Origin of the sequence: Blastococcus saxobsidens (assembly GCF_010682065.1) — a bacterium.
Classification (GTDB): Bacteria; Actinomycetota; Actinomycetes; order Mycobacteriales; family Geodermatophilaceae; genus Blastococcus; species Blastococcus saxobsidens_B.
Genome location: NZ_JAAGWG010000007.1, coordinates 89,010 through 113,122 on the forward strand (window position 1 = coordinate 89,010; position 24,113 = coordinate 113,122).

General features: G+C 74.4%; 28 protein-coding genes. 16 read left to right on the top strand and 12 right to left on the bottom strand.

The genetic code is table 11. From position 1 onward, the window contains the following. Positions 1-13 precede the first annotated feature (13 nt). The 4 genes from GCU60_RS05735 (at position 14) to GCU60_RS05750 (ending at position 2,922) form a co-directional block, all read left to right on the top strand. Complete coding sequence (locus tag GCU60_RS05735; RefSeq protein ID WP_163203100.1) at positions 14-679, top strand: phosphatidylserine decarboxylase; 666 nt, start codon at positions 14-16, stop codon at positions 677-679. A gap of 11 nt (positions 680-690) precedes the next feature. After that, on the top strand, positions 691-1,518 hold the full coding sequence (gene pssA / locus GCU60_RS05740; RefSeq protein WP_163203102.1) for a CDP-diacylglycerol--serine O-phosphatidyltransferase: 828 nt from the start codon (positions 691-693) through the stop codon (positions 1,516-1,518). Between the two features lie 103 nt (positions 1,519-1,621). Then, positions 1,622-2,098, top strand: coding sequence for a GNAT family N-acetyltransferase (locus GCU60_RS05745; protein WP_163203104.1), 477 nt, complete (start codon positions 1,622-1,624; stop codon positions 2,096-2,098). 41 nt (positions 2,099-2,139) lie between these two features. After that, positions 2,140-2,922, top strand: coding sequence for an HAD-IIA family hydrolase (locus tag GCU60_RS05750; protein ID WP_345770416.1), 783 nt, complete (start codon positions 2,140-2,142; stop codon positions 2,920-2,922). Here GCU60_RS05750 and GCU60_RS05755 read toward each other — a convergent pair. Next, positions 2,919-3,401: a hypothetical protein gene (locus GCU60_RS05755; RefSeq protein WP_163203106.1), complete on the bottom strand. Its 483-nt coding sequence runs from the start codon at positions 3,399-3,401 to the stop codon at positions 2,919-2,921. The two genes, GCU60_RS05750 and GCU60_RS05755, sit on opposite strands and share 4 nt — an antisense overlap. A gap of 93 nt (positions 3,402-3,494) precedes the next feature. Here GCU60_RS05755 and GCU60_RS05760 point away from each other — a divergent pair, with 93 nt between their 5' ends. Next, complete coding sequence (locus GCU60_RS05760; protein ID WP_163203108.1) at positions 3,495-4,520, top strand: diacylglycerol/lipid kinase family protein; 1,026 nt, start codon at positions 3,495-3,497, stop codon at positions 4,518-4,520. A gap of 277 nt (positions 4,521-4,797) precedes the next feature. After that, positions 4,798-5,049, top strand: a complete 252-nt coding sequence (locus tag GCU60_RS05765) for a WhiB family transcriptional regulator (RefSeq protein ID WP_163203111.1) — start codon at positions 4,798-4,800, stop codon at positions 5,047-5,049. Between the two features lie 152 nt (positions 5,050-5,201). Here the strand turns inward: GCU60_RS05765 and GCU60_RS05770 are convergent, their stop codons facing one another. After that, complete coding sequence (locus GCU60_RS05770) at positions 5,202-6,683, bottom strand: sensor histidine kinase (RefSeq protein WP_163203113.1); 1,482 nt, start codon at positions 6,681-6,683, stop codon at positions 5,202-5,204. Between the two features lie 87 nt (positions 6,684-6,770). Here GCU60_RS05770 and GCU60_RS05775 point away from each other — a divergent pair, with 87 nt between their 5' ends. Beyond that, the gene (locus GCU60_RS05775) at positions 6,771-7,271 is read left to right on the top strand and encodes a GNAT family N-acetyltransferase (RefSeq protein WP_345770417.1); all 501 of its coding nucleotides are present in this window, start codon (positions 6,771-6,773) and stop codon (positions 7,269-7,271) included. Between the two features lie 56 nt (positions 7,272-7,327). On the opposite strand, the gene GCU60_RS05780 is transcribed toward GCU60_RS05775, so the two are convergent. Both GCU60_RS05780 and GCU60_RS05785 read right to left on the bottom strand, forming a co-directional pair. Beyond that, positions 7,328-7,549 (bottom strand): biotin/lipoyl-binding carrier protein, encoded by a 222-nt coding sequence (locus GCU60_RS05780; RefSeq protein WP_163203115.1) that lies wholly within the window; start codon positions 7,547-7,549, stop codon positions 7,328-7,330. Between the two features lie 62 nt (positions 7,550-7,611). Beyond that, positions 7,612-8,652 (bottom strand): biotin carboxylase N-terminal domain-containing protein, encoded by a 1,041-nt coding sequence (locus GCU60_RS05785; RefSeq protein ID WP_163203117.1) that lies wholly within the window; start codon positions 8,650-8,652, stop codon positions 7,612-7,614. Positions 8,653-8,825: 173 nt separating this feature from the next. Here GCU60_RS05785 and GCU60_RS22035 point away from each other — a divergent pair, with 173 nt between their 5' ends. Further along, positions 8,826-8,900: a 50S ribosomal protein bL37 gene (locus GCU60_RS22035; RefSeq protein ID WP_014377707.1), complete on the top strand. Its 75-nt coding sequence runs from the start codon at positions 8,826-8,828 to the stop codon at positions 8,898-8,900. Between the two features lie 70 nt (positions 8,901-8,970). On the opposite strand, the gene rsrA is transcribed toward GCU60_RS22035, so the two are convergent. Both rsrA and GCU60_RS05795 read right to left on the bottom strand, forming a co-directional pair. Continuing rightward, the gene (gene rsrA, locus GCU60_RS05790) at positions 8,971-9,300 is read right to left on the bottom strand and encodes a mycothiol system anti-sigma-R factor (protein ID WP_163203119.1); all 330 of its coding nucleotides are present in this window, start codon (positions 9,298-9,300) and stop codon (positions 8,971-8,973) included. Continuing rightward, positions 9,300-9,995, bottom strand: coding sequence for a sigma-70 family RNA polymerase sigma factor (locus tag GCU60_RS05795; RefSeq protein ID WP_345770418.1), 696 nt, complete (start codon positions 9,993-9,995; stop codon positions 9,300-9,302). Before GCU60_RS05795 ends, rsrA begins: the two co-directional genes overlap by 1 nt. A 196-nt stretch (positions 9,996-10,191) precedes the next feature. On the opposite strand from GCU60_RS05795, the gene ybaK reads away from it, so the two are divergent. After that, a complete protein-coding gene (gene ybaK / locus GCU60_RS05800; protein WP_163203121.1) occupies positions 10,192-10,665 on the top strand; it encodes a Cys-tRNA(Pro) deacylase in 474 nt (157 codons plus the stop codon). A 131-nt stretch (positions 10,666-10,796) separates the two neighbouring features. Here ybaK and GCU60_RS05805 read toward each other — a convergent pair whose 3' ends face one another. Together GCU60_RS05805 and GCU60_RS05810 are read right to left on the bottom strand one after the other, a co-directional pair. Beyond that, the gene (locus GCU60_RS05805; protein ID WP_163203124.1) at positions 10,797-12,329 is read right to left on the bottom strand and encodes a fused MFS/spermidine synthase; all 1,533 of its coding nucleotides are present in this window, start codon (positions 12,327-12,329) and stop codon (positions 10,797-10,799) included. Between the two features lies 1 nt (position 12,330). Further along, positions 12,331-13,077, bottom strand: coding sequence for an SOS response-associated peptidase family protein (locus GCU60_RS05810; RefSeq protein ID WP_163203126.1), 747 nt, complete (start codon positions 13,075-13,077; stop codon positions 12,331-12,333). A gap of 137 nt (positions 13,078-13,214) precedes the next feature. Here GCU60_RS05810 and GCU60_RS05815 point away from each other — a divergent pair, with 137 nt between their 5' ends. From GCU60_RS05815 to rsgA, 3 genes are read left to right on the top strand one after another with little or no spacing between them, the layout of a single operon-like run. After that, complete coding sequence (locus GCU60_RS05815; RefSeq protein ID WP_163203128.1) at positions 13,215-14,678, top strand: aldehyde dehydrogenase family protein; 1,464 nt, start codon at positions 13,215-13,217, stop codon at positions 14,676-14,678. A gap of 46 nt (positions 14,679-14,724) precedes the next feature. Then, positions 14,725-16,008, top strand: a complete 1,284-nt coding sequence (gene aroA / locus GCU60_RS05820) for a 3-phosphoshikimate 1-carboxyvinyltransferase (RefSeq protein WP_163203130.1) — start codon at positions 14,725-14,727, stop codon at positions 16,006-16,008. Positions 16,009-16,034: 26 nt separating this feature from the next. Further along, positions 16,035-17,027: a ribosome small subunit-dependent GTPase A gene (rsgA, locus tag GCU60_RS05825; RefSeq protein WP_163203132.1), complete on the top strand. Its 993-nt coding sequence runs from the start codon at positions 16,035-16,037 to the stop codon at positions 17,025-17,027. A gap of 138 nt (positions 17,028-17,165) precedes the next feature. Here rsgA and GCU60_RS05830 read toward each other — a convergent pair whose 3' ends face one another. Beyond that, positions 17,166-17,702 carry a DUF2087 domain-containing protein gene (locus tag GCU60_RS05830; protein ID WP_163203134.1) on the bottom strand — a complete coding sequence of 179 codons (537 nt, stop codon included), beginning with the start codon at positions 17,700-17,702 and terminating at the stop codon, positions 17,166-17,168. A gap of 53 nt (positions 17,703-17,755) precedes the next feature. Between GCU60_RS05830 and GCU60_RS05835 the strand changes: the two genes are divergently transcribed. Together GCU60_RS05835 and hisN are read left to right on the top strand one after the other, a co-directional pair. Further along, a complete protein-coding gene (locus tag GCU60_RS05835) occupies positions 17,756-17,938 on the top strand; it encodes a DUF2795 domain-containing protein (protein WP_163203136.1) in 183 nt (60 codons plus the stop codon). Positions 17,939-17,990: 52 nt separating this feature from the next. Beyond that, complete coding sequence (hisN, locus tag GCU60_RS05840) at positions 17,991-18,773, top strand: histidinol-phosphatase (RefSeq protein ID WP_345770419.1); 783 nt, start codon at positions 17,991-17,993, stop codon at positions 18,771-18,773. 24 nt (positions 18,774-18,797) lie between these two features. Here hisN and GCU60_RS05845 read toward each other — a convergent pair whose 3' ends face one another. From GCU60_RS05845 to GCU60_RS05855, 3 genes are all read right to left on the bottom strand, one after another. Further along, positions 18,798-18,980 carry a hypothetical protein gene (locus tag GCU60_RS05845; RefSeq protein WP_163203141.1) on the bottom strand — a complete coding sequence of 61 codons (183 nt, stop codon included), beginning with the start codon at positions 18,978-18,980 and terminating at the stop codon, positions 18,798-18,800. An 86-nt stretch (positions 18,981-19,066) separates the two neighbouring features. Continuing rightward, positions 19,067-20,407: an FGGY family carbohydrate kinase gene (locus GCU60_RS05850; protein ID WP_163203143.1), complete on the bottom strand. Its 1,341-nt coding sequence runs from the start codon at positions 20,405-20,407 to the stop codon at positions 19,067-19,069. A gap of 8 nt (positions 20,408-20,415) precedes the next feature. Further along, on the bottom strand, positions 20,416-21,447 hold the full coding sequence (locus GCU60_RS05855; protein WP_163203145.1) for an aldo/keto reductase: 1,032 nt from the start codon (positions 21,445-21,447) through the stop codon (positions 20,416-20,418). Positions 21,448-21,566: 119 nt separating this feature from the next. Here GCU60_RS05855 and GCU60_RS05860 point away from each other — a divergent pair, with 119 nt between their 5' ends. Together GCU60_RS05860 and GCU60_RS05865 are read left to right on the top strand one after the other, a co-directional pair. After that, positions 21,567-22,961 carry a cystathionine beta-synthase gene (locus GCU60_RS05860; protein WP_163203147.1) on the top strand — a complete coding sequence of 465 codons (1,395 nt, stop codon included), beginning with the start codon at positions 21,567-21,569 and terminating at the stop codon, positions 22,959-22,961. Further along, entirely contained in the window at positions 22,958-24,109 is a 1,152-nt protein-coding gene (locus tag GCU60_RS05865) for a cystathionine gamma-synthase (RefSeq protein ID WP_163203149.1), read from the top strand. Before GCU60_RS05860 ends, GCU60_RS05865 begins: the two co-directional genes overlap by 4 nt. The last annotated feature ends 4 nt before the right edge of the window (positions 24,110-24,113 follow it).

The following is a 24,113-nucleotide window of genomic DNA, read 5'->3' on the forward strand; positions in this document are numbered from 1 at the left end:
GCGTTTGCCCACGATGCGCATCGATCCCGCCGGCTGGCCCTTCATCACCGGACCGCTGGCCCCCGCCGCCCTGCTCGCGGCCGGAGGCCGGGCCACCGGCCGACGCCGGCTCCGCCTGGCCGCGTGGCCCTTCCTCGGCCTCTCCGCCTACATGGCGCTGTTCTTCCGCGACCCCGACCGCCGCTGCGACAGCACGCCGCCCGCGGCCGACGACGTCATCTCGCCCGCCGACGGCATGGTCATGGTCGCGGGCGAGCCGCAGGAGGGCGTCGCCCCCGAGGGCGACTGGCAGCAGATCAGCGTCTTCCTGTCGGTCGTCGACGTGCACGTCAACCGCTCCCCGTACCGCGGCGAGGTCGTGGAGAGCTCCTACCGCAAGGGGAGCTTCCTGGCCGCCTACCGCAAGGAGTCCGCGCACCGGAACGAGCGCAGCGAGCTGTGGCTGCGCGACGGCGACCGCACGGTCGTCTTCCGGCAGATCGTCGGCGTGCTGGCCCGCCGGATCGTCACCCGCACCGGCGTCGGGCAGACCCTGGCGACCGGTGAGCGCATGGGCCTGATGAAGTTCGGTTCCCGAATGGACGTCTTCGTGCCTCGCGAGTGCGAGGTCCTCGTGACCAAGGGCCAGCGCGTGCGGGGCGGCGAGACCGTCATCGCCCGCTGGCCCTCGACCCGCTGAGGGGGCTCCCTGTGCCCAGCTCCCCGTCCGGTCACCGCCGGCCGCAGACCCGGCGCACGGCCACCGTGGAGTTCGTCCGCGGTTCGGTGCGCGGCAGCCGGCGACGGGCCCTGGCGACGCTCCCCAGCCTCTTCACGCTCGCCAACATGCTCTGCGGGTTCGCCGCGATCCTGGTGTCCATCCGCGGGGACCACACGCTGGCCGCCGTCCTCATCGGGCTGTCGGTGCTCTTCGACATCACCGACGGCGCGGTCGCGCGCCTGGTCGGGGCGGTGACGCCCTTCGGGCTGCAGTTCGACTCGCTGGCCGACCTGGTGTCCTTCGGGCTCGCCCCGGCACTGCTGGCGTTCACCCTGTTCTCCGAGGGACGCGACGAGTGGGACCCGCTCGGCTGGGTGGTCTGCTTCCTCTGGGTGGCCTGCGCCGCGATCCGGCTGGCCCGCTTCAACGTCACGATCGACCCGACGGCGGACAAGCGGTACTTCATCGGCCTGCCGAGCCCGGGCGCCGCCGGCGTGGTGCTGGCCTCGGTGTTCGCCTTCGGCGACGAGATGCAGGGCCGCGACCGGCTCTGGGTGCTGCTGGTCGTCGCCCTGCCTGCTCTGCTGATGGTCAGCAACGTCCGCTTCCGCTCGTTCCGCTCCCTGGTGAGCCCGAAGAGCGGGAAGCCGTACGGCCTGATCGCGACGGCGGTGCTGCTGGTGATCGGCTTCGCGCTGTCCCCCGTCGTCACCGGCTGCCTGCTCGCCTACGGCTACCTGTTCGCCCCGGTGCTCGTGCCGGTGTTCGCCCCGCTGGCCCGGTTGGTGCCGGCCCGGGTCCGGGAGGTCCTGCTGTGAGGGGACAGGGCCGTGAGCATCGCCCCTGGCTGGCGGCACCTCCCGCTTGCGGGGGACAGCGACCGAGGAGCGGAGCGGCCCGCGGCAGCGAACGAGGGCAGCTGTGAGCGTCCGCCCTGTCCGGCCTGACGACGTCCCCGCCGTGGTGGGTCTGGTGCGGGAGCTGGCCGAGTACGAGAAGGCGCTGCACGAGGTCCGGCTCACCGAGGAGCAGCTCGCCGACTGCCTGTTCGGCGACACCCCGGCGCTCTTCGGCCACGTAGCAGAGCGGGACGGCGAGGTCGTCGGAGTCGCGCTCTGGTTCCTGAACTTCTCCACCTGGCGCGGCACGCACGGCATCCACCTCGAGGACCTCTACGTCCAGCCGCAGCACCGCGGCACAGGGCTGGGCAAGGAGCTGCTGCGGACGCTCGCGGCGGTGTGCGTCGAACGCGGCTACTCCCGGCTGGAGTGGTCGGTGCTGGACTGGAACACCCCGTCGATCGACTTCTACAAGGCCGCCGGCGCCGTCGCGATGGACGAGTGGACGGTCTTCCGGCTCACCGATGACGCCCTGGCGAACTTCTCGGTCCGTCGTTGAGCCCGCACGCGACGGCCGCGCACGGCACTAGCGTGGACGCCGTGACCACCGAGCGCGGACCGATCGAGTGCTGGCTGACCGACATGGACGGCGTCCTGGTGCACGAGGGCAACGCCCTCCCCGGCGCCAAGGAGTTCCTCGACCGGCTGGTCGAGAAGCGCCGCCGGTTCCTCGTGCTGACCAACAACTCGATCTTCACACCGCGCGACCTGGCCGCCCGGCTCGCCCGGGGCGGGCTGCAGGTGCCGGAGGAGGCGATCTTCACCTCGGCGCTGGCCACCGCCGACTTCCTCAGCGCGCAGCTGCCCGGCGGTTCGGCCTACGTCATCGGCGAGGCCGGCCTGACCACCGCGCTCCACGAGGTCGGCTACACGATGACCGACACCGACCCGGACTACGTCGTGCTCGGCGAGACCCGCACGTACTCGTTCGAGGCGATCACCCGCGCCATCCGGTTGGTCGCCAACGGGGCCCGGTTCATCGCCACGAACCCCGACGTCACCGGCCCCTCCCCCGAGGGCCCGCTGCCGGCCACCGGCTCGGTCGCCGCGATGATCACCGCCGCCACCGGCGCCAAGCCCTACTTCGTCGGCAAGCCCAACCCGATGATGTTCCGCAGCGCCATGAACCGGATCGAGGCGCACTCGGAGTCCACCATGATGGTCGGCGACCGCATGGACACCGACGTCGTGGCCGGGATCGAGGCCGGGCTGGAGACGATCCTCGTCCTGACCGGCTCCACGTCCGCGGCCGAGGTGAGCCGCTTCCCGTTCCGTCCCAGCCGGGTGTGCGACTCGATCGCCGACGTCATCGACCTGGTCTAGCGCCCGAGGTACGCCAGCCGCGACTCGGGCGTGGCCAGCGAGTAGAGCACCGTGACCACCAGCGCCAGGATCGGCAGGCCGATCAGCGGCTGCTGGGCGGAGAAGGCGAACGTGAAGCCCACCAGCGCCAGGAACAGCTGGAGCGCGATCACGGGCCCGCGCGCCCAGCCGGCCACCCGGGACAGCCCGACGGCACCGGCGCCCAGCACGCCCGCGGCCAGCGAGGCCAGCACCACCTCGGCCAGCGCCCGCGCCGTGCTCTCGGCGTTCCCGGTGACCGTCAGGTAGAGCAGGACCAGCGCGCCCACCGTGAAGGCGGCGGCCTCGACGCCGACCGCCAGCGCCGCCCGCCGCAGCGACGGCGGCGCCTCCGTCCGCGGCCCCGCGGGACGGGCGGCCGGCTCGGCCGCGGCCGCGCCGAACAGCCGGTCGGCCAGCCGGCGGGGCGGCTGGGGCGGCGTGCTCCGGTGCTCGGTCACGCGCCGAGATTACGCGGCGGGAGCGTCAGGGCCGTCCGGCGCCGACCTCCCGGCCTCCCGCGTGCACGCGCGCACCCTGGTTAGCCTGGCGGTATGCGCGCGCTCGTGGTCGTCAACCCGGCGGCGACCACCACGTCGGCCAAGATGCGTGACGTGCTGGTCGGCGCCCTCACCAGCGAGCTCAAGGTCGAGGTCGTCCACACCGCCCACCGGGGTCACGCCCGCGAGCTCGGTGCCCGCGCGGCGGCCGACGGCGTCGACCTGGTGATCGCGGTCGGCGGTGACGGCACCGTGAACGAGGTGGTCAACGGACTGCTCACCGACGGGCCCGCACCCGGGCTGCCCGCGCTGGCCGTCGTCCCCGGCGGCTCCACGAACGTCTTCTCCCGGGCGCTCGGCCGGTCCCGCGACCCGATCGAGGCGACCGCCGAGATCATCGACTCCCTCCGCGCGGGGCGGACCCGGATGATCTCGCTCGGCAGCATCACCGCCACCGGCACGAGCACCGCCGCCGTCACCGGGGTGGCCCCCGGCTCCGCCGAGGAGGTCGCCGAGCACGACGCCCGCGATCACGACGGCGGGTGGACGGCGCCGCGGTACTTCGTGTTCGCCGCCGGCTTCGGCTTCGACGCCGACGTCATCGCCCGCGTGGAGGCGCACCGCGCCCAGGGGCGGCGCTCGACCGGCGCCCTCTACGTGCGGCAGGCGACGCACGCGTTCTTCTTCGGGCGCGACCGCCGCCGCCCCGCGATGACCCTGCGGATCCCGGGCGAGCCGGACGTGGCGGGGCTGTTCCTCTGCCTGATCTCCAACGTCAGCCCCTGGACCTATCTCGGCGCGCGGGCGGTGAACCCGACCCCGGACGCATCCTTCGAGACCGGCCTGGACGTCTTCGCCCTGGGACGGACCAGCACGGTGCGGATGCTGCGCGCCCTCCGCCAGACGATGACCCGCGAGCCCGACCTCCGCGGCCGCGGCCTGCACCGCCGTCACGACCTCGCCGAGCTGACCCTCGACGCGGTTCGACCGCAGGGGTGGCAGGTCGACGGCGAGCACCTCGGCACCGCCACCGGCGTCCGGATACGGAACGTCCCGAACGCGCTCCGCGTGGTGTCCTGACCGCAGGCCCGCAAGCTCTGGCCGGAAAGGTTCGCCCCCACGAGTGGCGGGCCTACCACGTGCGTGGTGAGGTTGCTCACGCGGGGGTTCGGGCGAGGTTGATTCCCTTGACTTGCGACTTTCCCGTGAAAACATCGCTGCAGGAACGCAACCTGCCGGTAACAAGCAGGCAGTAGCTGCCGACATGGCGCTGGGCAACCGGTGTCGGCCCGGCGAGGCGGACCGAGCAGGGCGACTGACGCACCTGACCGTAGACGACATCGAGGAGTACGAAGCCATGGACTGGCGCCACCGCGCGCTCTGCCGGGACGAGGATCCGGAGCTGTTCTTCCCCATCGGGACGACCGGCCCGGCGACCGTCCAGATCGAGCAGGCGAAGGCCGTGTGCCAGCGCTGCCCCGTCGTGCAGTCGTGTCTTGACTGGGCTCTCCGCTCCGGTCAGGACTCCGGCGTCTGGGGTGGCCTCTCCGAGGACGAGCGACGCGCGCTCAAGCGTCGTCAGGCTCGCACCCGGGTGGCCACCGCCTGATCTCCGGGCACGATCGGCTGCACGGGTACCCCCGGGCAGCCACCGCAGCACAGGGACCGCCACGAGGCCGGTCCGGGACCCGTCCCGGACCGGCCTCGGCGCATCCTGGGCCGCGTCGGCGCAGCGGCTCACCGCCACGGCGACGCGGCGGCTCAGCGGCGTGGCCAGCCGGCGGCGGGCAGCTCCAGCACCACCTCGGTCCCCTGGGCGCCCTGCGGGGCGCCCATCGTCAACGTCCCGCCGAGCTCGCTGGTGACCAGGGTCCGCACGATCTGCAGACCCAGCCGGTCGCTGGCCGCGGGGTCGAACCCCGCCGGCAGCCCCCGGCCGTTGTCCCGCACCCGGACGACGAGGTCGTCCCCGGTGCGCTCGGCCACGAGCTCGATGACGCCGGGCTCCTCCTCGACGAAGGCGTGCTCGGCGGCGTTGTGCAGCAGTTCCGTGACGGCCAGGACCAGCGGTGTGGCGGCCGCGGCCGGCAGCTCGCCGAAGGACCCGGTGCGCCGCGTCCGGGCGGCCGGGCCGATGGAGGTCAGGTCGCCCAGCATCGGCAGCACCTGGTCCAGCACGTCGTCGACGTCGACGACGTCCTCCCGGCTGCCGGCGAGCGTCTCGTGCACCACGGCGATGGACGACACCCGGCGCACCGACTCCTCGAGCGCCGCACGCGCCGCCGGCTCGGTCATCCGGCGGGCCTGCAGCCGCAGCAGCGCCGCCACCGTCTGCAGGTTGTTCTTCACCCGGTGGTGGATCTCCCGGATGGTCGCGTCCTTGGTCAGCAGCGCGCGGTCGCGACGCCGCACGTCGGTGACGTCCCGGAGGAGGACGAGGGCCCCCGGAGCGGCTCCGGGCGCCCGCAGCGGCAGGGCGCGCAGCAGCAGCGTGGCGCTGTCGGCCTCGACGTCGACCGGGACGGGGTAGCGCCCGCCCACCGCTGCGGCGATGCAGGCCGCGGCGGCCTCGCCCGACACCCGGTCGGTGACCGAGCGGCACGTGACGTCGGCGAGGTCGGCGCCGGCGAGGTCGTCGGCCACCCCGATGCGCCGGTAGGCCGACACCGCGTTCGGGCTGGCGTAGGTGACCGCCCCCGCCCGGTCGAGCCGCACGAGCCCGTCGCCCACCCGCGGGCCCATCTCCGCGTCCTGCAGCGAGGTCGGCGGGAACGTCCCCGTCGAGACCATCAGGGAGAGATCGGCGGCGATGTCGAGGTAGGTCAGCTCCAGCGTGGACGGTGACCGGGTCGCCGCCAGGTTGGTGTCCTTGGCCAGCACGGCGATCGGCACCCCCTCGTGCCGCACCGGGATCACCTCGCGCCGGCGGGGCAGCCGGCCCGACCGGTCCGGCTCGCCGTCGACGACCGCGGCGCCGTCCCGGTGGGCGACGACGAACAGCTGGGCCGCCTCGCCGTCGACCTCCTCCCCCACCATGTCCTCGGGCCGGCTGGTCGGCGCGGTCAGCGGCCGGACCTGGGCGACGCACCACCACCCGCCGGAGGACAGCGGCACCCACAGCGTGAGGTCGGCGAAGGCGAGGTCGGCCAGCAGCTGCCAGTCGGCGACCAGTCGACGGGCGTGGTCGACCTGGGCGGGGCTGGAGGCCGTTCCGCGGGTGAGGCGCTCGGAGAGGCTGCTCATGGTGCCCCGAGCCTATGGCCCCCTGCAGGGGTCGCGGTGAGCGTGCGAGCCGTGGGGGGCAGGGGGTCCGTTTACTACGCTCGATGCGTGGTGTCCGTCCCCGCGCTGCGCATCGACAGCGCTGTCCCCGCCGACCACGACCGGATCGCCGAGCTGACCGTCGGCGTCTACGTCGACGGCGAGCTGGCCTCCCCCGCCTACACCGCCGAACTGGCCGACGTCGCCGGCCGGGCCGAGCGCGCCGAGCTGCTCGTCGTCCGCGACGGCACCGGGCACGTGGTCGGCAGCGTCGCGCTCGTGCTGGAGGGCGACTTCGGCGAGGTGACCGAGTCCGACGACGAGGCCGGCTTCCGGATGCTGGTGGTGGACCCGGCGGCGCAGGGCCGCGGGATCGGCGCCGCGCTGGTCCAGGAGTGCCTGGAGCGGGCGCGGGCCGCGGGCAAGCGGCGCGTGGTCATCTCCACCGGGACGCGGATGACGGCCGCGCACCGGCTCTACGAGCGGCTGGGGTTCAGCCGGCTGCCGGAGCGGGACTGGACGCCGGTTCCCGGGATCGACCTGCTGGTCTACGCCAGGGAGCTCTGCTGAAGGACCCCGTCCTCCTCACCCCTCGCACGCTCGGGGCGAGCCTCCGGACGAGGCCGTCAACCGGCCACTGTGGCGATGAGGTCACCCTCCTGGAGGACCTCGCCCTCGACGACGTGCAGCTCCTGCACGGTCCCCGCGCGCTCGGTCAGCACCGGGATCTCCATCTTCATCGACTCGAGGATCACCAGCGTCTCGCCGGCGGCGACCTGCGCTCCCGGCTGGACGAGCACCTTCCAGACGCTGGAGACCATCTCCGCGTGGATCTCCTCGACCGCCACCGGAACCTCCCGCACACGCCGTCAGTGAGTCCTCATCCAAGCACGGCGGTCGAGCGCAGGGTCTACGGCGCGACCCGATCCGCGGCGAGTCGCCCCAGCACCGCGCAGACCTCGGCGCCGTCGTGGGGCACGCCGACGTCGGTGTACCCGGACAGGGCGTCGCTCGCCGCCCGGGCGGCGGTCGGGACGTCCGGCGCCGCGGCGCTCACCGTGGCCAGCAGCGCGTCGTACCAGCCGTCGAGCCGGTCCCCGGGGTCGTAGCCGGTGACGGCGACGAGATCCACCGCCGCCGCGGCCGCCGGCGGCCGACCGGACCCGGGCAGCCGGCCGGTGATGCGGCCCGCTGTGCCGGGGGCCAGCGTGGAACGCAGCTGCACGGCGACCGCCGGCCGCGGCGGCACCCCCGTCGGAGCCTCACCGGCCTCACGCGGGTCGGCGGCGCTGCGCAACGCGAGCTCGACGGCGTCCACCCCGTGCGAGCGCTCGAGGACGGCCATGTCGAGGGAGAACCCGGCCGCGACCTCGGCCAGCTCGCCGTCGGGCGAGATGCCCACGGTGACCAGCCCGCGCCAGCCCAGCTCCGGCAGGCGGCGCGCCGCCGCGGGCAGCCGCTCCACGTCCTCCGGGGTCCAGGAGACGCGGGCGATGCCGGCCGCGCGGTCCCGGGCCACGGGCGTGGTGAAGCGCAGGCCCTCGGCGGTGACCCAGGCCAGTAGGCCACGCTCGCTGGCCGGCTCGACGCCGTCGCCACCCAGCCGCTCCAGCACCTCGGGGTCCGGCCCCACCCAGCGCAGGCCCGCGGCGATGACTGCGGCGGCGAGCCGGGCGTTGCCCGCCAGCGCCGGCGGGACGGGCAGCACGGTGTCGGCGCCGCTGCGACGGGCGGCCTCCACGATGCGGTCCACGGCCAGGTAGCTCTCGGCCGCGGGCGCCGGGCCCAGCAGGACGGCGTCGTCGGCCAGCCGGACGTGCCGGGCGGAGCGCTCCGCCTCGCTGTGCACGGCGACGGCCTTCACCCCGAGCCGTTCGCAGGCGGCGACGACGGCGCACCCGGCCGGCCCCCGGCCTGCGACTAGAACGGTCTCGATCCCCAGCTGCGGCACTGCTGCTCCTCCTGCGTTCCCCTGCCCGGCGCACCCGCCAGGTCCCCCGTGAGAGGCTTGTCCGGTCAGCTTGGTGGGTCCGGCGCCGCCGCGCACGATACGTGCGGCGGATCCAGGCCCCGCGAGAACCAGGGGCCGGCCCGGCCCACCTGCAACGTGAGAGGAGGGCAGCGATGTCCAAGCGCGGACGCAAGCGTCGCTCCCGCAAGGGGAACAAGGCGAACCACGGCAAGCGGCCCAACGCCTGAACCAGGCGCAGGACGCTCGAGCGCCCCGCCCCCGCTGCATGCGGGTGCGGGGCGCTCGGTCGTCCAGGGGTCAGTCGCCGGTGCGCTCGATCGTCACGCGCTCGACGCTCACCGTGGTGCCGTCCTCCTCGAAGGACACGCTGGTCAGCTGCATCTTGATGCGGTCCCGCAGCCCCGTCGGCGGCTTGTCGCCGCCGCAGCGGCGGCGCACCAGGGCCTTGAACTCCTGCTCGATCCCGAACTCGCGCAGGCACGAGGAGCAGTCCTCGAGGTGCTCGGCGATCAGCGCGCGCCGGTCGTCACCGGTCTCGTGGTCCAGGAACTCGAAGACGTGCGTGAGGACGTCGTCGCACGAGTTGATCTCGATCGGCTCGCCGGCCCGCGGAGCGTCGTCGCCCATCAGTGGCTCGCCTCCTCACCGGCTCCGGCGCGGACGAAACCGCGCTCCCGGGCGTAGTCGGCCAACAGCTTCTGCAGCCCTCGACGGCCGCGGTGCAGCCGGGACATCACCGTGCCGATGGGCGTACCCATGATCTCGGCGATCTCCTTGTAGGCGAACCCCTCGACGTCGGCCAGGTACACGGCCAGCCGGAAGTCCTCCGGCAGCTGCTGGAGGGCCTCCTTGATGTCGGAGTCCGGCAGGTGGTCCAGCGCCTCGATCTCGGCCGAGCGCAGGCCGGTGGAGCTGTGCTCCTCGGCGGCGTACAGCTGCCAGTCCTGCACCTGCTCGGTGGGGTACTGCTGCGGCTGCCGCTGCTTCTTGCGGTAGCTGTTGATGTAGGTGTTCGTCAGGATGCGGTACAGCCACGCCTTGAGGTTCGTGCCCTCGGCGAACTGGTGGAAGGCGGAGTAGGCCTTGACGAACGTCTCCTGCACCAGGTCCTCGGCGTCGGCCGGGTTCCGGGTCATCCGCAGGGCAGCGGGATACAGCTGGTCCAGGTAGGGCAGCGCATCGCGCTCGAACCGGGCGTCGCGTTCGGCGCGGGTCTCGGCGATCTCGGTGCGGCTGCCGCCCTCGCGGGCCTCGGGCACCTCCACCGGTGCCGCCGCCTCGGGCAGCTGGCCAGGGTTGTCGACCGCGGACTCTTCAGGCACCGACCGTCCTCTCCGGAGCCCCGGGACGCGGGGCGCCACTTCGGTCGATCCTAGCCGCGCGGCATCGGGACGGCCCGGGGGACGTCGGTGCGCGACCCTCGGACGGGTGCTGGAGACGGTGCTGCTCACGGCCGGTGCAACGGCCGGCCCCACCGCCGGCATTCCCCTCCGCCGGTTGTCGCTACGCTCCCGCGCCGTGGCGGCGACCCCTGCGGTGCGGATCCTGGAACGGGCGGCGGTCGCCCACACCCTGCATCCCTACGACCCCGAGCACCCGGCCGAGCAGGGCCACGGGGAGGCCGCCGTCGCCGCGCTGGGCGCCGATCCGCACCAGGTGTTCAAGACCCTGGTCACCCGGGTCGACGGGGTGCTCACCGTCGCCGTGGTGCCGGTCAGCGGCACGCTCGACCTCAAGGCGCTGGCTGCCGCGGCCGGCGGGCGCAAGGCGGTCATGGCCGAGCCCGCGGACGCCGAGCGGGCCACCGGCTACGTCCTCGGCGGGATCAGCCCGCTCGGGCAGAAGAAGGCGCTGCCGACCGTCGTCGACTCCTCGGCCCTGGAGTTCGCCACGGTCATGGTCAGCGCCGGGAAGCGAGGGCTGCAGCTGGAGCTGCCGCCGGCCGACCTCGTGCGGCTCACCCGCGCCCGCACCGCACCGATCGGCCGCTGACCGGGCTCCACCCGCACCAGCGACGGTTGGACCGGGCCACGGCACGGCTCGAGGGACGACGGCGCGGGTCGACCCGCGCGGCAGCAGGTGCGGCAGGGGCCCGACCGACGACCGATCGGGGGTGGGAGGGGTCAGCCGTAGGGGGTGAGCAGCTGGTCGACCGGCGCGAAGTCGTCGGTGAGCACGCCGGCGTCGCCCACGAAGCGCTCCAGCTCCTCGCCGTCGGCCACCTGCCACTCCAGGTCGCGCTCGGCCAGCGCCGCCGCGATCTCCTCCGCCGGCAGCGGCCGCTGCGAGGCGACGGCGACCAGGTTGCCGCCGTCCTCCCCGGCCAGCGCCGGTGCCCGACCCAGCAGCAGGACGTGGCCGAACACCTCCCGCAGGGTGGCCAGCTCCGCCCGCACGAAGGACAGCGGCGGGTGGTCGATGAGGTTCATCGCGTAGACGCCGTCGTCGGCCAGGGCGCGGTCGACCAGTCGCGCCGCCTCCAGGGTGGTCAGCTGCCACGGCACCGACAGGCCGCCGAACGCGTCGCCGACCACGAGGTCGCGCTGCCCGGCGGGCTCCTCGGCCAGCCCGACCCGGCCGTCGGCCACCCGCACCCGTAGTTCGTCGGAGGTCTCCAGCCCGAGCTGCTCCCGGTCCATCGCCACGACGCCGGGATCGACCTCGATCACCAGGCTCTCCGTGCCCGGCCGCACCTCGGCCAGGTAGCGGGGCACCGTCAGCCCGCCGCCCCCGACGTGCAACGCCGAGAGCGGCTCCCCCTCGGCGAACACCGCGTCGGTGACGGCGGCGACGGCCCGGACGTACTGGAACTCCAGGTGCGTGGGGTCCTCGAGGTCGACGTAGGAGTGCCGCAGCGTGTCCAGCAGCAGCACGCGGCCGGACTCCCGGTCGGGGTCGGCCACGACGCGGGCGCAGTGGTACGCGGTCTCCTCCTCGCACGGCGTCGGCGCGACCGCCGCCAGGCCGCCGCCCACGACGGCGAGGGCGAGGAGGGAGGCCGGCAGCTGCCCCGCCCCGGGAACCCGGCGCAGCAGGACGGCGACGGCGACCCCGGCGAGCGCGGTCACCGCACCCGTGGCCACGAGGATCACGCTGCTGGGCAGGATCGCCACCAGCACGAAGCCCGTGGCGAAGGTGGCCGCGATGCCACCGAGCGTGCCGATGCCGGAGAGCTTCCCGACCACCGAGCCGGTCTCCGAGAGGCTCGCCAGCTGGAGCTTCACCACCATGGGCGGGACGGCGGACAGCAGCGCCGCCGGCACGACCACGGCCACCGCGGCCAGCAGGAGCACTCCCCCGGCGTCGGCGCCGCTCAGCGCCGCCCCGGTGAACCGGACCAGCGGCAGCACGGCCACGATCAGCGCTCCTCCGGCCACCATGAGCGGGGCCAGCAGCCGGCGCGGGTCGGCGCGGTCGGCGACGGCGCCGCCGATCCAGGCGCCCAGCGCGATCGCGGCCAGGGCGAAGCCGATGATCGCCGTGCTCGTCTGCACCGTCACGCCGACGTAGGGCGCGATCAGCCGCAGGCCGACGATCTCCATGACCAGGACCGCGCCCGAGCACAGGAACGTGATCCCGGCGGCCACCCAGGCGGGCAGCGCCGTGCTGCCGGCGGCCTCGCCGCCGGGTGTGGTCCGGTCCGTCGCGGTGCTCACCTCAGAAGAGCGCCGGCTGGTCGGCCGGCAGGCCGACCGAGTCCGCGCGGGCGGTCAGCTCCGGACCGTTGCTGCGCACGTTGTTCACCGCGGTGCTCACCGGGCGCAGCTCCAGCCGCTCCACCAGCTCGGGCGGCGTCGGCCCGGCCAGCTCGGCGACATCCTCCTTCGCCGGGTCCAGCCACTCGGCCCAGCGGTCCGGCGGCAGCACCAGCGGCATCCGGTCGTGGATCTCGGTGAGCGCCCCGGTGGCCGGCGCCGTCACCACGGTGCAGGTGTAGAGCCGGTCCTCGCCCCTGCCCCACACCTCCCAGAGGCCGGCGAAGGCGAGGACGGAGCCGTCCTCGGGGGTGATGTAGTACGGCTGCTTCGTCGGGGAGTCCAGCCGCTTGGCCCACTCGTACCAGCCGTCGGCCGGCACCAGGCACCGGCGGGAGGCGGCGGCCTTGCGGAAGGCCGGCTTCTCGGTCAGCGACTCGACCCGGGCGTTGAGCATGCGGTTGCCCACCGAGACGTCCTTGGCCCACGAGGGCACCAGGCCCCAGCGGACGGCGCGCAGCTCGCGGTGGCCCCCACCCGTCGGCAGCCCCTCGGCGTCACGCTCCTTGGCGTGCCGGACGACGTACACGTCCTTGGTCGGGGCGACGTTGTAGTCCGCGTCCAGGGGCGGCTGCCCGGCGGCCGGGACCGCCTCGAACTCCAGCGCCAGGTCCTCGGGCTTGCGGCTGGCGGCGTAGCGACCGCACACGGGCGCCTCCTCGGCACGGGTCGGGCTGACCGTTCGAACTGTAGGTGCGCCCACCGACGGCCGGCGATCGTGCGTGCCGGAGGGGCCGGCGGGTAGGCCCTCTGTCGCAACGTCCGGCGAGAGACGAGGATCACCGCGTGACCGCTACGCAGAACGCACCCACCGAGCACCCGACGACGGCCAGCGACAGCGCCGAGCGGCGCTACGCGACGGTCAACCCCTTCACCGGCGAGACGGAGAAGGAGTTCGACTTCACCCCCACCGAGGCGATCGACGGGATCGTCGAGCGCGCCCACACCGCCTACCAGGAGTGGCGCGACCGCCCGGTCGCCGACCGCGCCGCGGTCGTCCGGCGCGCCGCCGAGCTGATGGACGAGCGCCGCGACGACCTGGCGAGGCTCATCACCACCGAGATGGGCAAGCGCAAGGAGGAGGCCACCGGCGAGCTCTTCCTGTGCTCGATGATCCTCAAGTACTACGCCGACAACGGGCCCGGCTTCCTCGAGCCGCAGTCGATCCAGCCGCTCATGGGCAAGGGCGAGGCGGTCGTGGAGACCAGGCCGGTCGGCGTCCTGCTGGCCATCGAGCCGTGGAACTACCCCTTCTACCAGGTGGTCCGCGTCGCCGGGCCGAACCTCGTGCTGGGCAACACGGTCATCCTCAAGCACGCCGAGAGCGTGCCGCAGTGCGCCGTCGCGATCGAGCAGCTGTTCACCGACGCCGGCGCCCCCGAGGGCGTCTTCACCAACACCTTCCTGCGCATCGAAGACATCGAGCAGGTCGTCGCCGACCCGCGCATCCAGGGTGTGACCCTGACCGGCAGCGAGCGGGCCGGCAGCGCCGTCGGCGCCCTGGCGGGCAAGCACCTGAAGAAGTCGGTGCTCGAGCTGGGCGGCAGCGACCCGTTCATCGTGCTCGACGCCGAGGACCTGGGTGCCACGGTCAAGGCCGCGACGGCGGGCCGCATGCAGAACACCGGCCAGGCGTGCACCGCCTCCAAGCGGCTGATCGTCACCGAGGAGCTCTACGAGCCCTTCGTCCAGGGCCTGAAGCAGGCGTTCTCCACCTTCACCCCGGGCGACCCGGCCGACCCCTCGACGTCGCTGGCCCCGCTGTCCAGCGAGCGGGCCGCGCAGGACCTGCACGCCCAGATCCAGGACGCGATCGACAAGGGCGCCACCGTGGTCGCCGGCGGCAAGCGCCCCGACCACGCCGGTGCGTTCGTCGAGGCCACGATCCTCACCGACGTCACGCCGGACATGCGGGCCTATCACGAGGAGCTGTTCGGTCCGGCGGCCGTCGTCTACAAGGTCAAGGACGCCGACGAGGCGGTCGAGCTCGCCAACAGCAGCGTCTACGGCCTGGGCGCCACCGTGATGAGCGGCGACCTGGACCGCGCCCGGTCGGTGGCCGAGCGGCTCGAGGCCGGCATGGTGTGGATCAACCAGCCCACCGGCTCCTCCCCCGAGCTGCCGTTCGGTGGGGTGAAGCGCTCCGGCTACGGCCGCGAGCTCTCCGAGCTGGCCATGTTCGAGTTCGCCAACCGGCGGCTGGTGCGCACCGTGCCGGTCAAGAGGACCGACAAGCCGCAGGCCGGCTGACGGGGATGCCGATGGTGCGGCGCGGGCGACGCGGCAGACTGAACACGTGAGTGACGTCTGGTCCGCGCCGCACCACCCGGCTCCCGTCGAGGCCGTCGTCGGCCTGCCCGGCTCCAAGTCCCTCACCGCGCGGGCACTGGTCCTGGCGGCGCTGGCCGACAGACCGAGCCGCCTGGTCCGCCCCCTGCGGGCGCGCGACACCGATCTGATGGCCGGTGCGCTGCGGGCGCTCGGGGTGTCGGTCGTCGACGACGGCGAGGACCAGCTGGTCACGCCCGGCCCGCTGCGCGGCCCGACCACGGTCGACGCCGGGCTGGCCGGCACGATCCTGCGCTTCCTGCCGCCGGTGGCCGCGCTGGCCGCCGGGCCGGTGACCGTCGACGGCGACGTCCGGCTGCGCGAGCGGCCCAACGCCGGGCTGATCGCGGCCCTGCGCGCACTGGGCGTGCAGGTGGACGACGACGGTCGCGGGCGGGCGCCGTTCACCGTGCACGGCACCGGCCGGGTCCGCGGCGGTGCGGTGACGGTCGACGCGAGCGAGTCCTCGCAGATCGTCTCCGGCCTGCTCCTGGCCGCCGCCCGGTTCGACGAGGGCATCGACCTCGCGCTGGCCGGCGGGGTGCCCTCGATGCCGCACGTGGAGATGACGGTCACGACGCTGCGCGAGCACGGCGTCGACGTCGCGCCCACCGACCGCGGCTGGCGGGTGGCACCGGGCCCGGTCCGGGCGCTGGACCGCGTCGTGGAACCCGACCTGTCCAACGCGGCCCCGTTCCTCGCGGCGGCGCTGGTCACCGGCGGCCGGGTGACCGTGCGGGACTGGCCGGAGCGCACCACCCAGCCCGGCGCCCAGCTCGACCGGCTGCTCGCGGACATGGGTGCCTCGGTCGAGCGCACCCCGGACGGCGGGCTCCGGGTCACCGGCGGCAGCTCGATCCGGCCGCTGGTCGCCGATCTGGGCGAGGTCGGCGAGCTGACCCCCGTGCTGGCCGCCCTCTGCGCCCTCGCCGACGGCCCCTCGCGGCTGACCGGCATCGGCCATCTGCGCGGGCACGAGACCGACCGCCTGCAGGCGCTCGACGAGGTGCTCACCGCCGTGGGCGCGCGGGTGCACCAGCTGCCCGACGGCCTGGAGATCGAGCCCGGACCCGGGCGCCCCGCGCGGCTGGACTCCTACGCCGACCACCGGATGGTGATGGCCGCGGCCGTCCTCGGGCTGGCGGTCGACGGGGTGTCCGTCGCCGATCCCGGCGCGGTCACCAAGACCCTCCCGGACTTCCGCGAGCGGTGGTCCGGCCTGCTCGGCGACCCGATCGGAGCGTCCTCCTGAGCGGCAACCAGCGCGACGCCCGGCGGATGGACGAGGACGACGTCCGGGTCCGGCCCAGCCGGCGCGGCTCCCGGCCCCGCACGCGCACCCGGCCCAGCCACGACGACGCCGTCCCCGGCCTGGTGATCGCCGTGGACCGGGGGCGGATGACCGTCCGCGTCGAAGGCCCCGACGGCGCCCCGGTCGACGTCACCGCGATGCGGGCGCGGGAGCTCGGCCGGCACGGTGTCGTCGTCGGCGACCGGGTGCGGGTCGTGGGCGACACCAGCGGCCGGACCGACACGCTGGCCCGGATCGTCGTCATCGAGGAGCGGGCGACGTCGCTGCGCCGCACCGCCGACGACACCGACCCCACCGAGCGCGTGGTCGTGGCCAACGCCGACCTGCTGGTCATCGTCACCGCCGTCACCGACCCCGAGCCGGCGCTGGGCTTCCTGGACCGCTGCCTGGTCGCCGCCTACGCCGGCGGGCTCGAGCCGCTGCTGTGCCTCACCAAGACCGACCTCGCCTCCGCGCAGCCGCTGCTGGACCGCTACGCCGGCCTGAGCCTGGACGCGGTCCCGATGTCCCGGGAGCTCCCGCTGGAGGACCTGGTGGGGCGGTTGCGTGACCGGATGAGCGTCTTCGTCGGCCAGTCCGGCGTCGGCAAGTCCACGCTGGTGAACCGGCTGGTGCCCGACGCGCTGCGGGCCACCGGCGACGTGAGCAAGATCGGCAAGGGCCGGCACACGTCGTCGTCGGCCGTGCTCTTCGACCTGCCCGGTGGTGGGACGGTCATCGACACCCCCGGCATCCGCTCGTTCGGGCTGGCCCACGTCACCGCCGACGACGTCCTGTCGGCGTTCGAGGACATCGCCGAGGCGGCGACGGAGTGCCCGCCGCTGTGCGGGCACACCGCGGAGGACCCGGACTGCGCGCTCGACGCGTGGGCCGCTGCGATGCCGGAGCGCCGGGAGGACCAGCTCCGGGCGCTGCGGGTGCTGCTCGGCGCGGTGGGCCAGGTCGGCCCCGGCTACTGAGAGGACCCCGTCCGCCTCACTCGCTCCGCTCGGCGCGAGCCGGTGACGACCGCGTCGCGGTGAGCGCCCCGATGCGCACGGACGCGGTCATGACGCACCCGATGGCCGCCCCCGTGCGCATCGGCGCGGTGTCGGGCGTCAGACCTCGACGTAGCCGCCGCTGCGCCAGTAGACGCCGGCGTCGCGGCTGAGCAGCCCCTCGTCGACCAGGTAGCGGCGCAGCGCGGCGACGTCGGGGTGCCAGACGTCGAGCAGCGCGTTGACCTCGCGCTCCGGGTACCGGACGCCGGGCTCGAAGACCCGCACCAGGTGGTCGAGCACGACGAGCCGCTTGGCGCGGTGCGCCGGGATCGAGACCAGCCGGCCGTCGCGGACGAACGCCGAGAGGACGGCGTCCTCGGCCGGGTCGTCCGAGAGCGGCTCGGGCGCGGGAGCGGCCTCGGCGGCGGCGCGCGCGGCGGCCGCGAACCGGTCGGTGTGCAGCGCCAGCACGTGCCCGTCGCGGTGCACCAGCCCGGCCCGGGCCAGCCGCCGGGCGGCCAGCGCGACCTCCTTGAGACCCAGGTCGGCGGCCTGCGCCACCTCCTCGATGGTGCCCGCGCCGAGCGCCAGGGCCGCCACCACCTTCAGCCGCACCGGGTCGGCGAGCAGCCCCACGATCGTCGCTGCGTCCACGTCCCCGACGGTATCCGTGCATCGCCGGGCGGGCGCCGGGTAGGACCCCGACCATGGTGAGCCCCATCGACATCCAGAAGGCCCTGTCCGGCATGGACTACCCGGCGAGCAAGGACCAGATCGTCCAGCACGCCGAGCAGAACGGCGGCGACGGCGAGGTCCTCGAGGCGCTGAGGAAGATCGACGACCGGGAGTACGAAGGCCCGAGCGGCGTCAGTTCCGCGGTCTTCGACTGACCGCCCGCTAGGTTGGGTGCCCATGACGTCGGGTCGGGGCTTTTCAGAGGACATGCGGCTGGCACACGTGCTGGCTGACCAGGCGGACTCGATCAGCATGGACCGGTTCAAGGCGCAGGACCTGACCGTCGACACCAAGCCCGATCTCACGCCGGTCACCGACGCCGACCGGGCGGTCGAGGAGCAGTTGCGGATCACGCTGAGCCGGGCCCGCACCCGGGACGCCGTCATGGGCGAGGAGTTCGGCACCACCGGGCACGGTTCCCGTCGCTGGATCCTCGACCCGATCGACGGCACGAAGAACTTCGTCCGCGGCGTTCCGGTGTGGGCGACGCTGATCGCGCTGGTCGACGGCGACGAGCCGGTCGTCGGGCTGGTGTCGGCGCCGGCGCTCAACCGGCGCTGGTGGGCGGCCAAGGACGTCGGCGCCTGGACCGGGCGGCGGCTGGAGTCGGCCACCCGCTGCTCCGTGTCGGACGTCGGCGCGATCGGTGACGCGAGCCTCAGCTACTCCAGCCTGTCGGGCTGGGAGGAGCGCGGGCTCCTCGACGGGTTCCTCGACCTCACCCGGTCGGTCTGGCGCACCCGCGCCTACGGCGACTTCTGGAGCTACGTGCTGCTGGCCGAGGGCTCGGTGGACATCGCCTGCGAGCCCGAGGTCTCGCTCTGGGACCTGGCGGCGCTCGACGTCATCGTGCGGGAGGCCGGCGGCCGGTTCACCGACGTGACGGGCGCTCCGGGGCCCGCGGGCGGCAGCGCGCTGGCCACCAACGGCAAGCTGCACGACGCCGCGCTGGGGCTGCTCCGGCCCCCGGTCCGGCCCACCGCCGTCTGACGGCGGCGGACCGGACCGGTCGGGTCAGTGCCCGGGGCCCGAGCCCGTGCCGCGGCCGCGCTGGACACGCCGGCGGACGTCGTCGATCTTCGCCCGGGTCTTCGGGTCCTTGGCCAGCTCCTGCGCCTTGGCCGTGGCCTGCGCGATCGCCTGCTTGCCCTTGGGGCTGTTGGCCAGCTGGACGACCTTGTTGAACAGCGACGCCATGGTGAGCCCCTCTCCCTCGCCGGGACCGTGGTCGGCCCCGCTGATGGATGAACGCTTCCCCCGGCGACGGCGTTCCATGCCGCCGGTCAGGCCCGCGGCTCCACCAGCGGCCCGATCTCGCGCTCGGGCAGCACGTCGCGTGCCACCCCGCGCGCGGCCAGCAGGGCCGCTCCGACGGCCGAGGCGCTGCGCATCCGGAGGTGGCGCACGGGGCGACCGAGCTCGTCGGCGAGCAACTGCTGGACGACGAGCGCCCGCGCCCCTCCACCCGTGAGCAGCACCGGCGCGCCGTCCTCCGGCGGCTCCAGCAGCGCGCCGGCCGCACCGATCGCGCGCACGACCCCCTCGACAGCGGCCCGCGCGAGGTGCGCCCGCGTGGTGGCCGCACCCAGCCCGTCCCAGCCGCCCCGGTCCTCCGGGCGCGCGATCCCCCCGCGCTCGCCGGTCAGGAACGGCCGGAAGACCGCTCCCCCGGCGTCCGGCACCGACGCCGCGGCCTCGAACAGCTCGGGCCACGACAGGCCGAGGACCACGCACACCCACGCCCACGCCGAGCCGCCGTTGCGCAGCGCCGCCATCGCGTACCAGCCCTCGCCGGCGTCGGCGTAGCCGTGCACCGGCGGGTCGTCGGCCGGCTCGGGCGTCCACCCGGAACGCAGCACCTGCACACCGGTGCCGAGGTTGACCTGCATTCCGTCGACCGTGCCGGCGGCCAGCAGCGCCAGCGGCGTGTCGGCGGCGCCCACCACGACGGGGACGTCCCCACCGGCCAGCGGCGCGGTGCCGATGACCTCCGCAGCGGGCCGGACGCCGGGCAGCAGGTCGAAGGGGATCCCGGCCGCGCGGGCCGCCGCGCCCGACCAGGCGTCGACCGGGACGTCCCAGAGCAGCGTGCCGGAGGCGTCGCTGCGATCGGTGACCAGCGGCCCGTCGGGGACGAGCGAGGCGCGGAGGGCGTCCTTGGGGAGCAGCACCTTGGCCGCACGCGCCACCGCCACCGGCTCGTGCGCCGCCAGCCAGGCGACCATCGGCCCGGTCATGCCCGGGACGAGGGGGTTGGCCAGCGCGGCGCGGTCGTCCCGCCGCAACCGGCGCCACGAGGCCAGCTCCGCGCCGGCCCGGGAGTCCGGCCACAGCAGCGCCGGGTGCACGGCACGCCCGGCGGCGTCGACCAGCACGGCGCCGTGCATCTGCCCGGAGAGCCCCAGGGCCTGCACCGCAGCCCCGTCCAACGCCGGGCCCAGCTCGGCGAGGGCGGTGTCGAACGCCCGGCGCCAGACCGCGACGTCGATCTCGGCCCGGTCCGGCGCGGGCCGGTCGTGGTCGTAGCCGGCTTCGGCCTCGGCGACCACCGCGCCGCCGTCCTCCAGCGCGACCAGCTTCAGGCCGCTCGTGCCCAGGTCGGCGCCGAGGAACACGTCCCGCACGGCGCCGGTCAGCGTTCCGGGCTGTCGCCGTAGGTGTAACCGGCGTCGGGGTACCGGGTGCCGAGGACCGCGTCCGGGCCGGTGATCGCGTCCAGCCGGGCCAGGTCGTCGGCGGTCAGCTCGATGGCCGCAGCCCCGGCGTTCTCCTCCAGGTACGAGCGCCGCTTGGTGCCCGGGATCGGGACGACGTCCGCCCCCTGCGCCATGACCCAGGCCAGCGCCAGCTGCCCCGGGGTGGCCCCCTTCTCGGCCGCGAGCTCGCGGACCGCGTCGACCAGCCGGAGGTTGGCCTGGAACGCCTCCCCCTGGAAGCGGGGGTGGTCCTTGCGGAAGTCGTCGTCGCCGAAGTCGTCCGGGGTGGTGATCGCGCCGGTGAGGAAGCCGCGGCCGAGCGGGCTGAACGGCACGATCCCGATGCCGTGCTCCCGCGCGACACCGAGGACCGTGTCTCCGCCCGCCCCACCACCCCCAGCCACTTCCAGGTCGCGCGTCCACAGCGACCACTCGCTCTGCAGCGCCGCGATCGGGTGCACGGCCACCGCGCGGCGGAGGGAGGCGGCCGACGCCTCCGACAGCCCGAGGTGCCGCACCTTCCCCTGCTCGACCAGCTCGGCCATCGCGCCCACCGTGTCCTCGATCGGCACCCGGGGGTCGACCCGGTGCTGGTAGTAGAGGTCGATCACGTCGACCCCCAGCCGGCGCAGGCTCGCCTCCGCGCAGACCCGCACGTTCTCCGGGCGGCCGTCGATCCGCATGCCGCCGTCGGCCGTGCGCGAGAGGGAGAACTTGGTGGCCAGCTGCACCTCGTCCCGCCGGCCCGCGATCGCCTCCCCGACCAGCTGCTCGTTGTGGCCGTCGCCGTAGACGTCCGAGGTGTCGAGGAAGGTGACACCGAGGTCCAGCGCACGGTGGATCGTCGCGATCGACTCGCCGCGGCTCGCCGTCCCGTAGCTCTGGCTCATGCCCATGCAGCCCAGGCCGAGGGTGGAGACGGTCAGACCGCCGAGGGTGCGGGTGCCGAGCGGGGTGGTCGAGGTCATGCCCGCATCCTCGCCCCCGGGTTCCGGCCGCCGCCACCGCCGGGGCGCCCCGTGGGCCGGTCTGGTGGGATGGTCGGGTCGGGGCGCCGGAGGTCGGCGCCCGCGAGGAGGGCAACCCCGTGCAGTACGCCGAGTCCGTCGTCGACCTGGTCGGCAACACCCCGCTGGTCAAGCTGTCGTCGGTGACGCGCCACCTGGGTCCCGACGCGCCGCTGGTGCTGGCGAAGGTCGAGTACCTCAACCCCGGTGGTTCGGTGAAGGACCGCATCGCGGTGCGCATGGTCGACGCCGCCGAGGAGGCGGGCCTGCTGGAGCCGGGCGGCACGATCATCGAGCCGACCAGCGGGAACACCGGCATCGGCCTGGCCCTCGTCGCCCAGCAGCGCGGCTACAAGTGCATCTTCATCTGCCCCGACAAGGTCGGCCAGGAGAAGATCAACGTCCTCAAGGCCTACGGCGCCGAGGTCGTCGTCTGCCCCACGGCGGTCGACCCGAGCGACCCGCGCTCCTACTACTCGGTGTCCGACCGGCTGGCCCGCGAGACGCCCGGCGGCTGGAAGCCCGACCAGTACTCGAACCCGAACAACCCGCGCTCGCACTACGAGACGACCGGTCCGGAGATCTGGGCGCAGACCGAGGGCCGGATCACCCACTTCGTGACCGGGGCCGGCACCGGCGGCACGATCAGCGGCGTCGGCCGCTACCTCAAGGAGCAGTCCGGCGGGCGGGTGCAGGTCATCGGCGCCGACCCGGAGGGCTCGGTGTACTCCGGCGGCACCGGCCGCCCGTACCTGGTCGAGGGCGTCGGCGAGGACTTCTGGCCCTCGACCTACGACCAGGAGGTGGCCGACGAGATCGTCGCCGTCTCCGACGGCGACTCCTTCGCCATGACCCGGCGGCTGGCCCGCGAGGAGGGGCTGCTGGTGGGCGGCTCCTGCGGCATGGCGGTCGTCGCCGCGCTGAAGGTCGCCGAGCGGCTGACCAAGGACGACGTCCTGGTGGTCCTGCTCCCCGACGGCGGCCGCGGCTACCTCAACAAGATCTTCAACGACACCTGGATGGCCGACTACGGCTTCCTGGAGGCCACCGGCGGCGAGACGGTCGGCGAGCTCCTCGAGGCCAAGGGCGGCAGCACCCCGACGCTGGTGCACACCCATCCCAACGAGACCGTCCGCGACGCCATCGACATCCTCCGCGAGTACGGCGTCAGCCAGCTCCCCGTCGTCCGGGCCGAGCCGCCCGTGACCGCCGGCGAGGTCGTCGGCTCGATCGACGAGAAGACGCTGCTCGACGCGCTGTTCGCCGGCCGCGCCTCGCTGGCCGACCGGGTGGAGAAGCACATGTCGCCGCCGCTGCCGATCGTCGGCTCCGGCGAGGGGGTGCACGCGGCGGTGGCCCAGCTCGGCTCGGCCGACGCGCTGCTCGTGCACGTCGACGGCAAGCCCGCCGGCGTGGTCACCCGGCAGGACGTGCTCGGGCACCTCGCCGGCCTCGCGCCTACCGTCGGCTCATGAGCCGCCTCGACGAGCAGGGCTTCAACACCCGTGCCATCCACGCCGGGCAGGAGCCCGACCCGGCGACCGGCGCGGTCATCCCGCCGGTGCACCTGACGACGACCTACAAGCAGGACGGCGTCGGCGGGCTGCGCGGCGGCTACGAGTACAGCCGCAGCGGCAACCCCACGCGCGATGCCCTGCACGAGGCGCTGGCCTCCCTCGAGGAGGGCGTCCGGGCGCTGGCGTTCGCCTCGGGTCTCGCGGCGGAGGACACGCTCCTGCGCACGGTCTGCCGCTCCGGCGACCACGTCGTCCTCGGCGGTGACGCGTACGGCGGCACGTTCCGGCTGATCTCCCGCGTGCTGTCGGAGTGGGGGCTGGAGTACACCCCCGTCCCCCTGGACGACCCCGACGCGGTGCGGGCGGCCATGCGGCCGACGACGCGGGCCATCTGGTGCGAGACGCCGAGCAACCCGCTGCTCAACATCACCGACATCGCGCGGACGGCGGAGATCGCCCACGAGGCCGGCGCGCTGCTCGTCGTCGACAACACCTTCGCCTCGCCCTACCTGCAGCGACCGCTCACGCTGGGCGCGGACGTCGTCGTCCACTCCACGACGAAGTACCTGGGCGGGCACTCCGACGTCGTCGGCGGGGCCCTGGTCACCAGCGACGCGGACCTGGGCGAGCGACTCGCCTACAACCACAACGCGATGGGTGCGGTGGCGAGCCCGTTCGACTCCTGGCTGGTGCTGCGCAGCCTCAAGACGCTCGGCGTCCGGGTGGACCGGCACTGCGCGAACGCCGCCCGGATCGCGGAGTTCCTGCTCGACCACCCGGCTGTGGCCTCGGTGCTCTACCCCGGCCTGCCCGACCACCCCGGGCACGCGGTCGCAGCGTCGCAGATGTCCGGGTTCGGCGGGATGGTGTCCTTCCGGCTGCGGGACGGCGAGGACGCGGCGCTGAAGGTCTGCGAGCGGACGAAGCTCTTCACCCTGGCCGAGTCGCTGGGCGGCGTCGAGTCGCTCATCGAGCACCCGGGGCGGATGACCCACGCCAGCGCGGCCGGGTCCCCGCTGGAGGTGCCGGCCGACCTCGTCCGGCTCTCGGTCGGCATCGAGGACGTCGAGGACCTGCTCGTCGACCTCGAGCAGGCGCTGAGCTGACCCC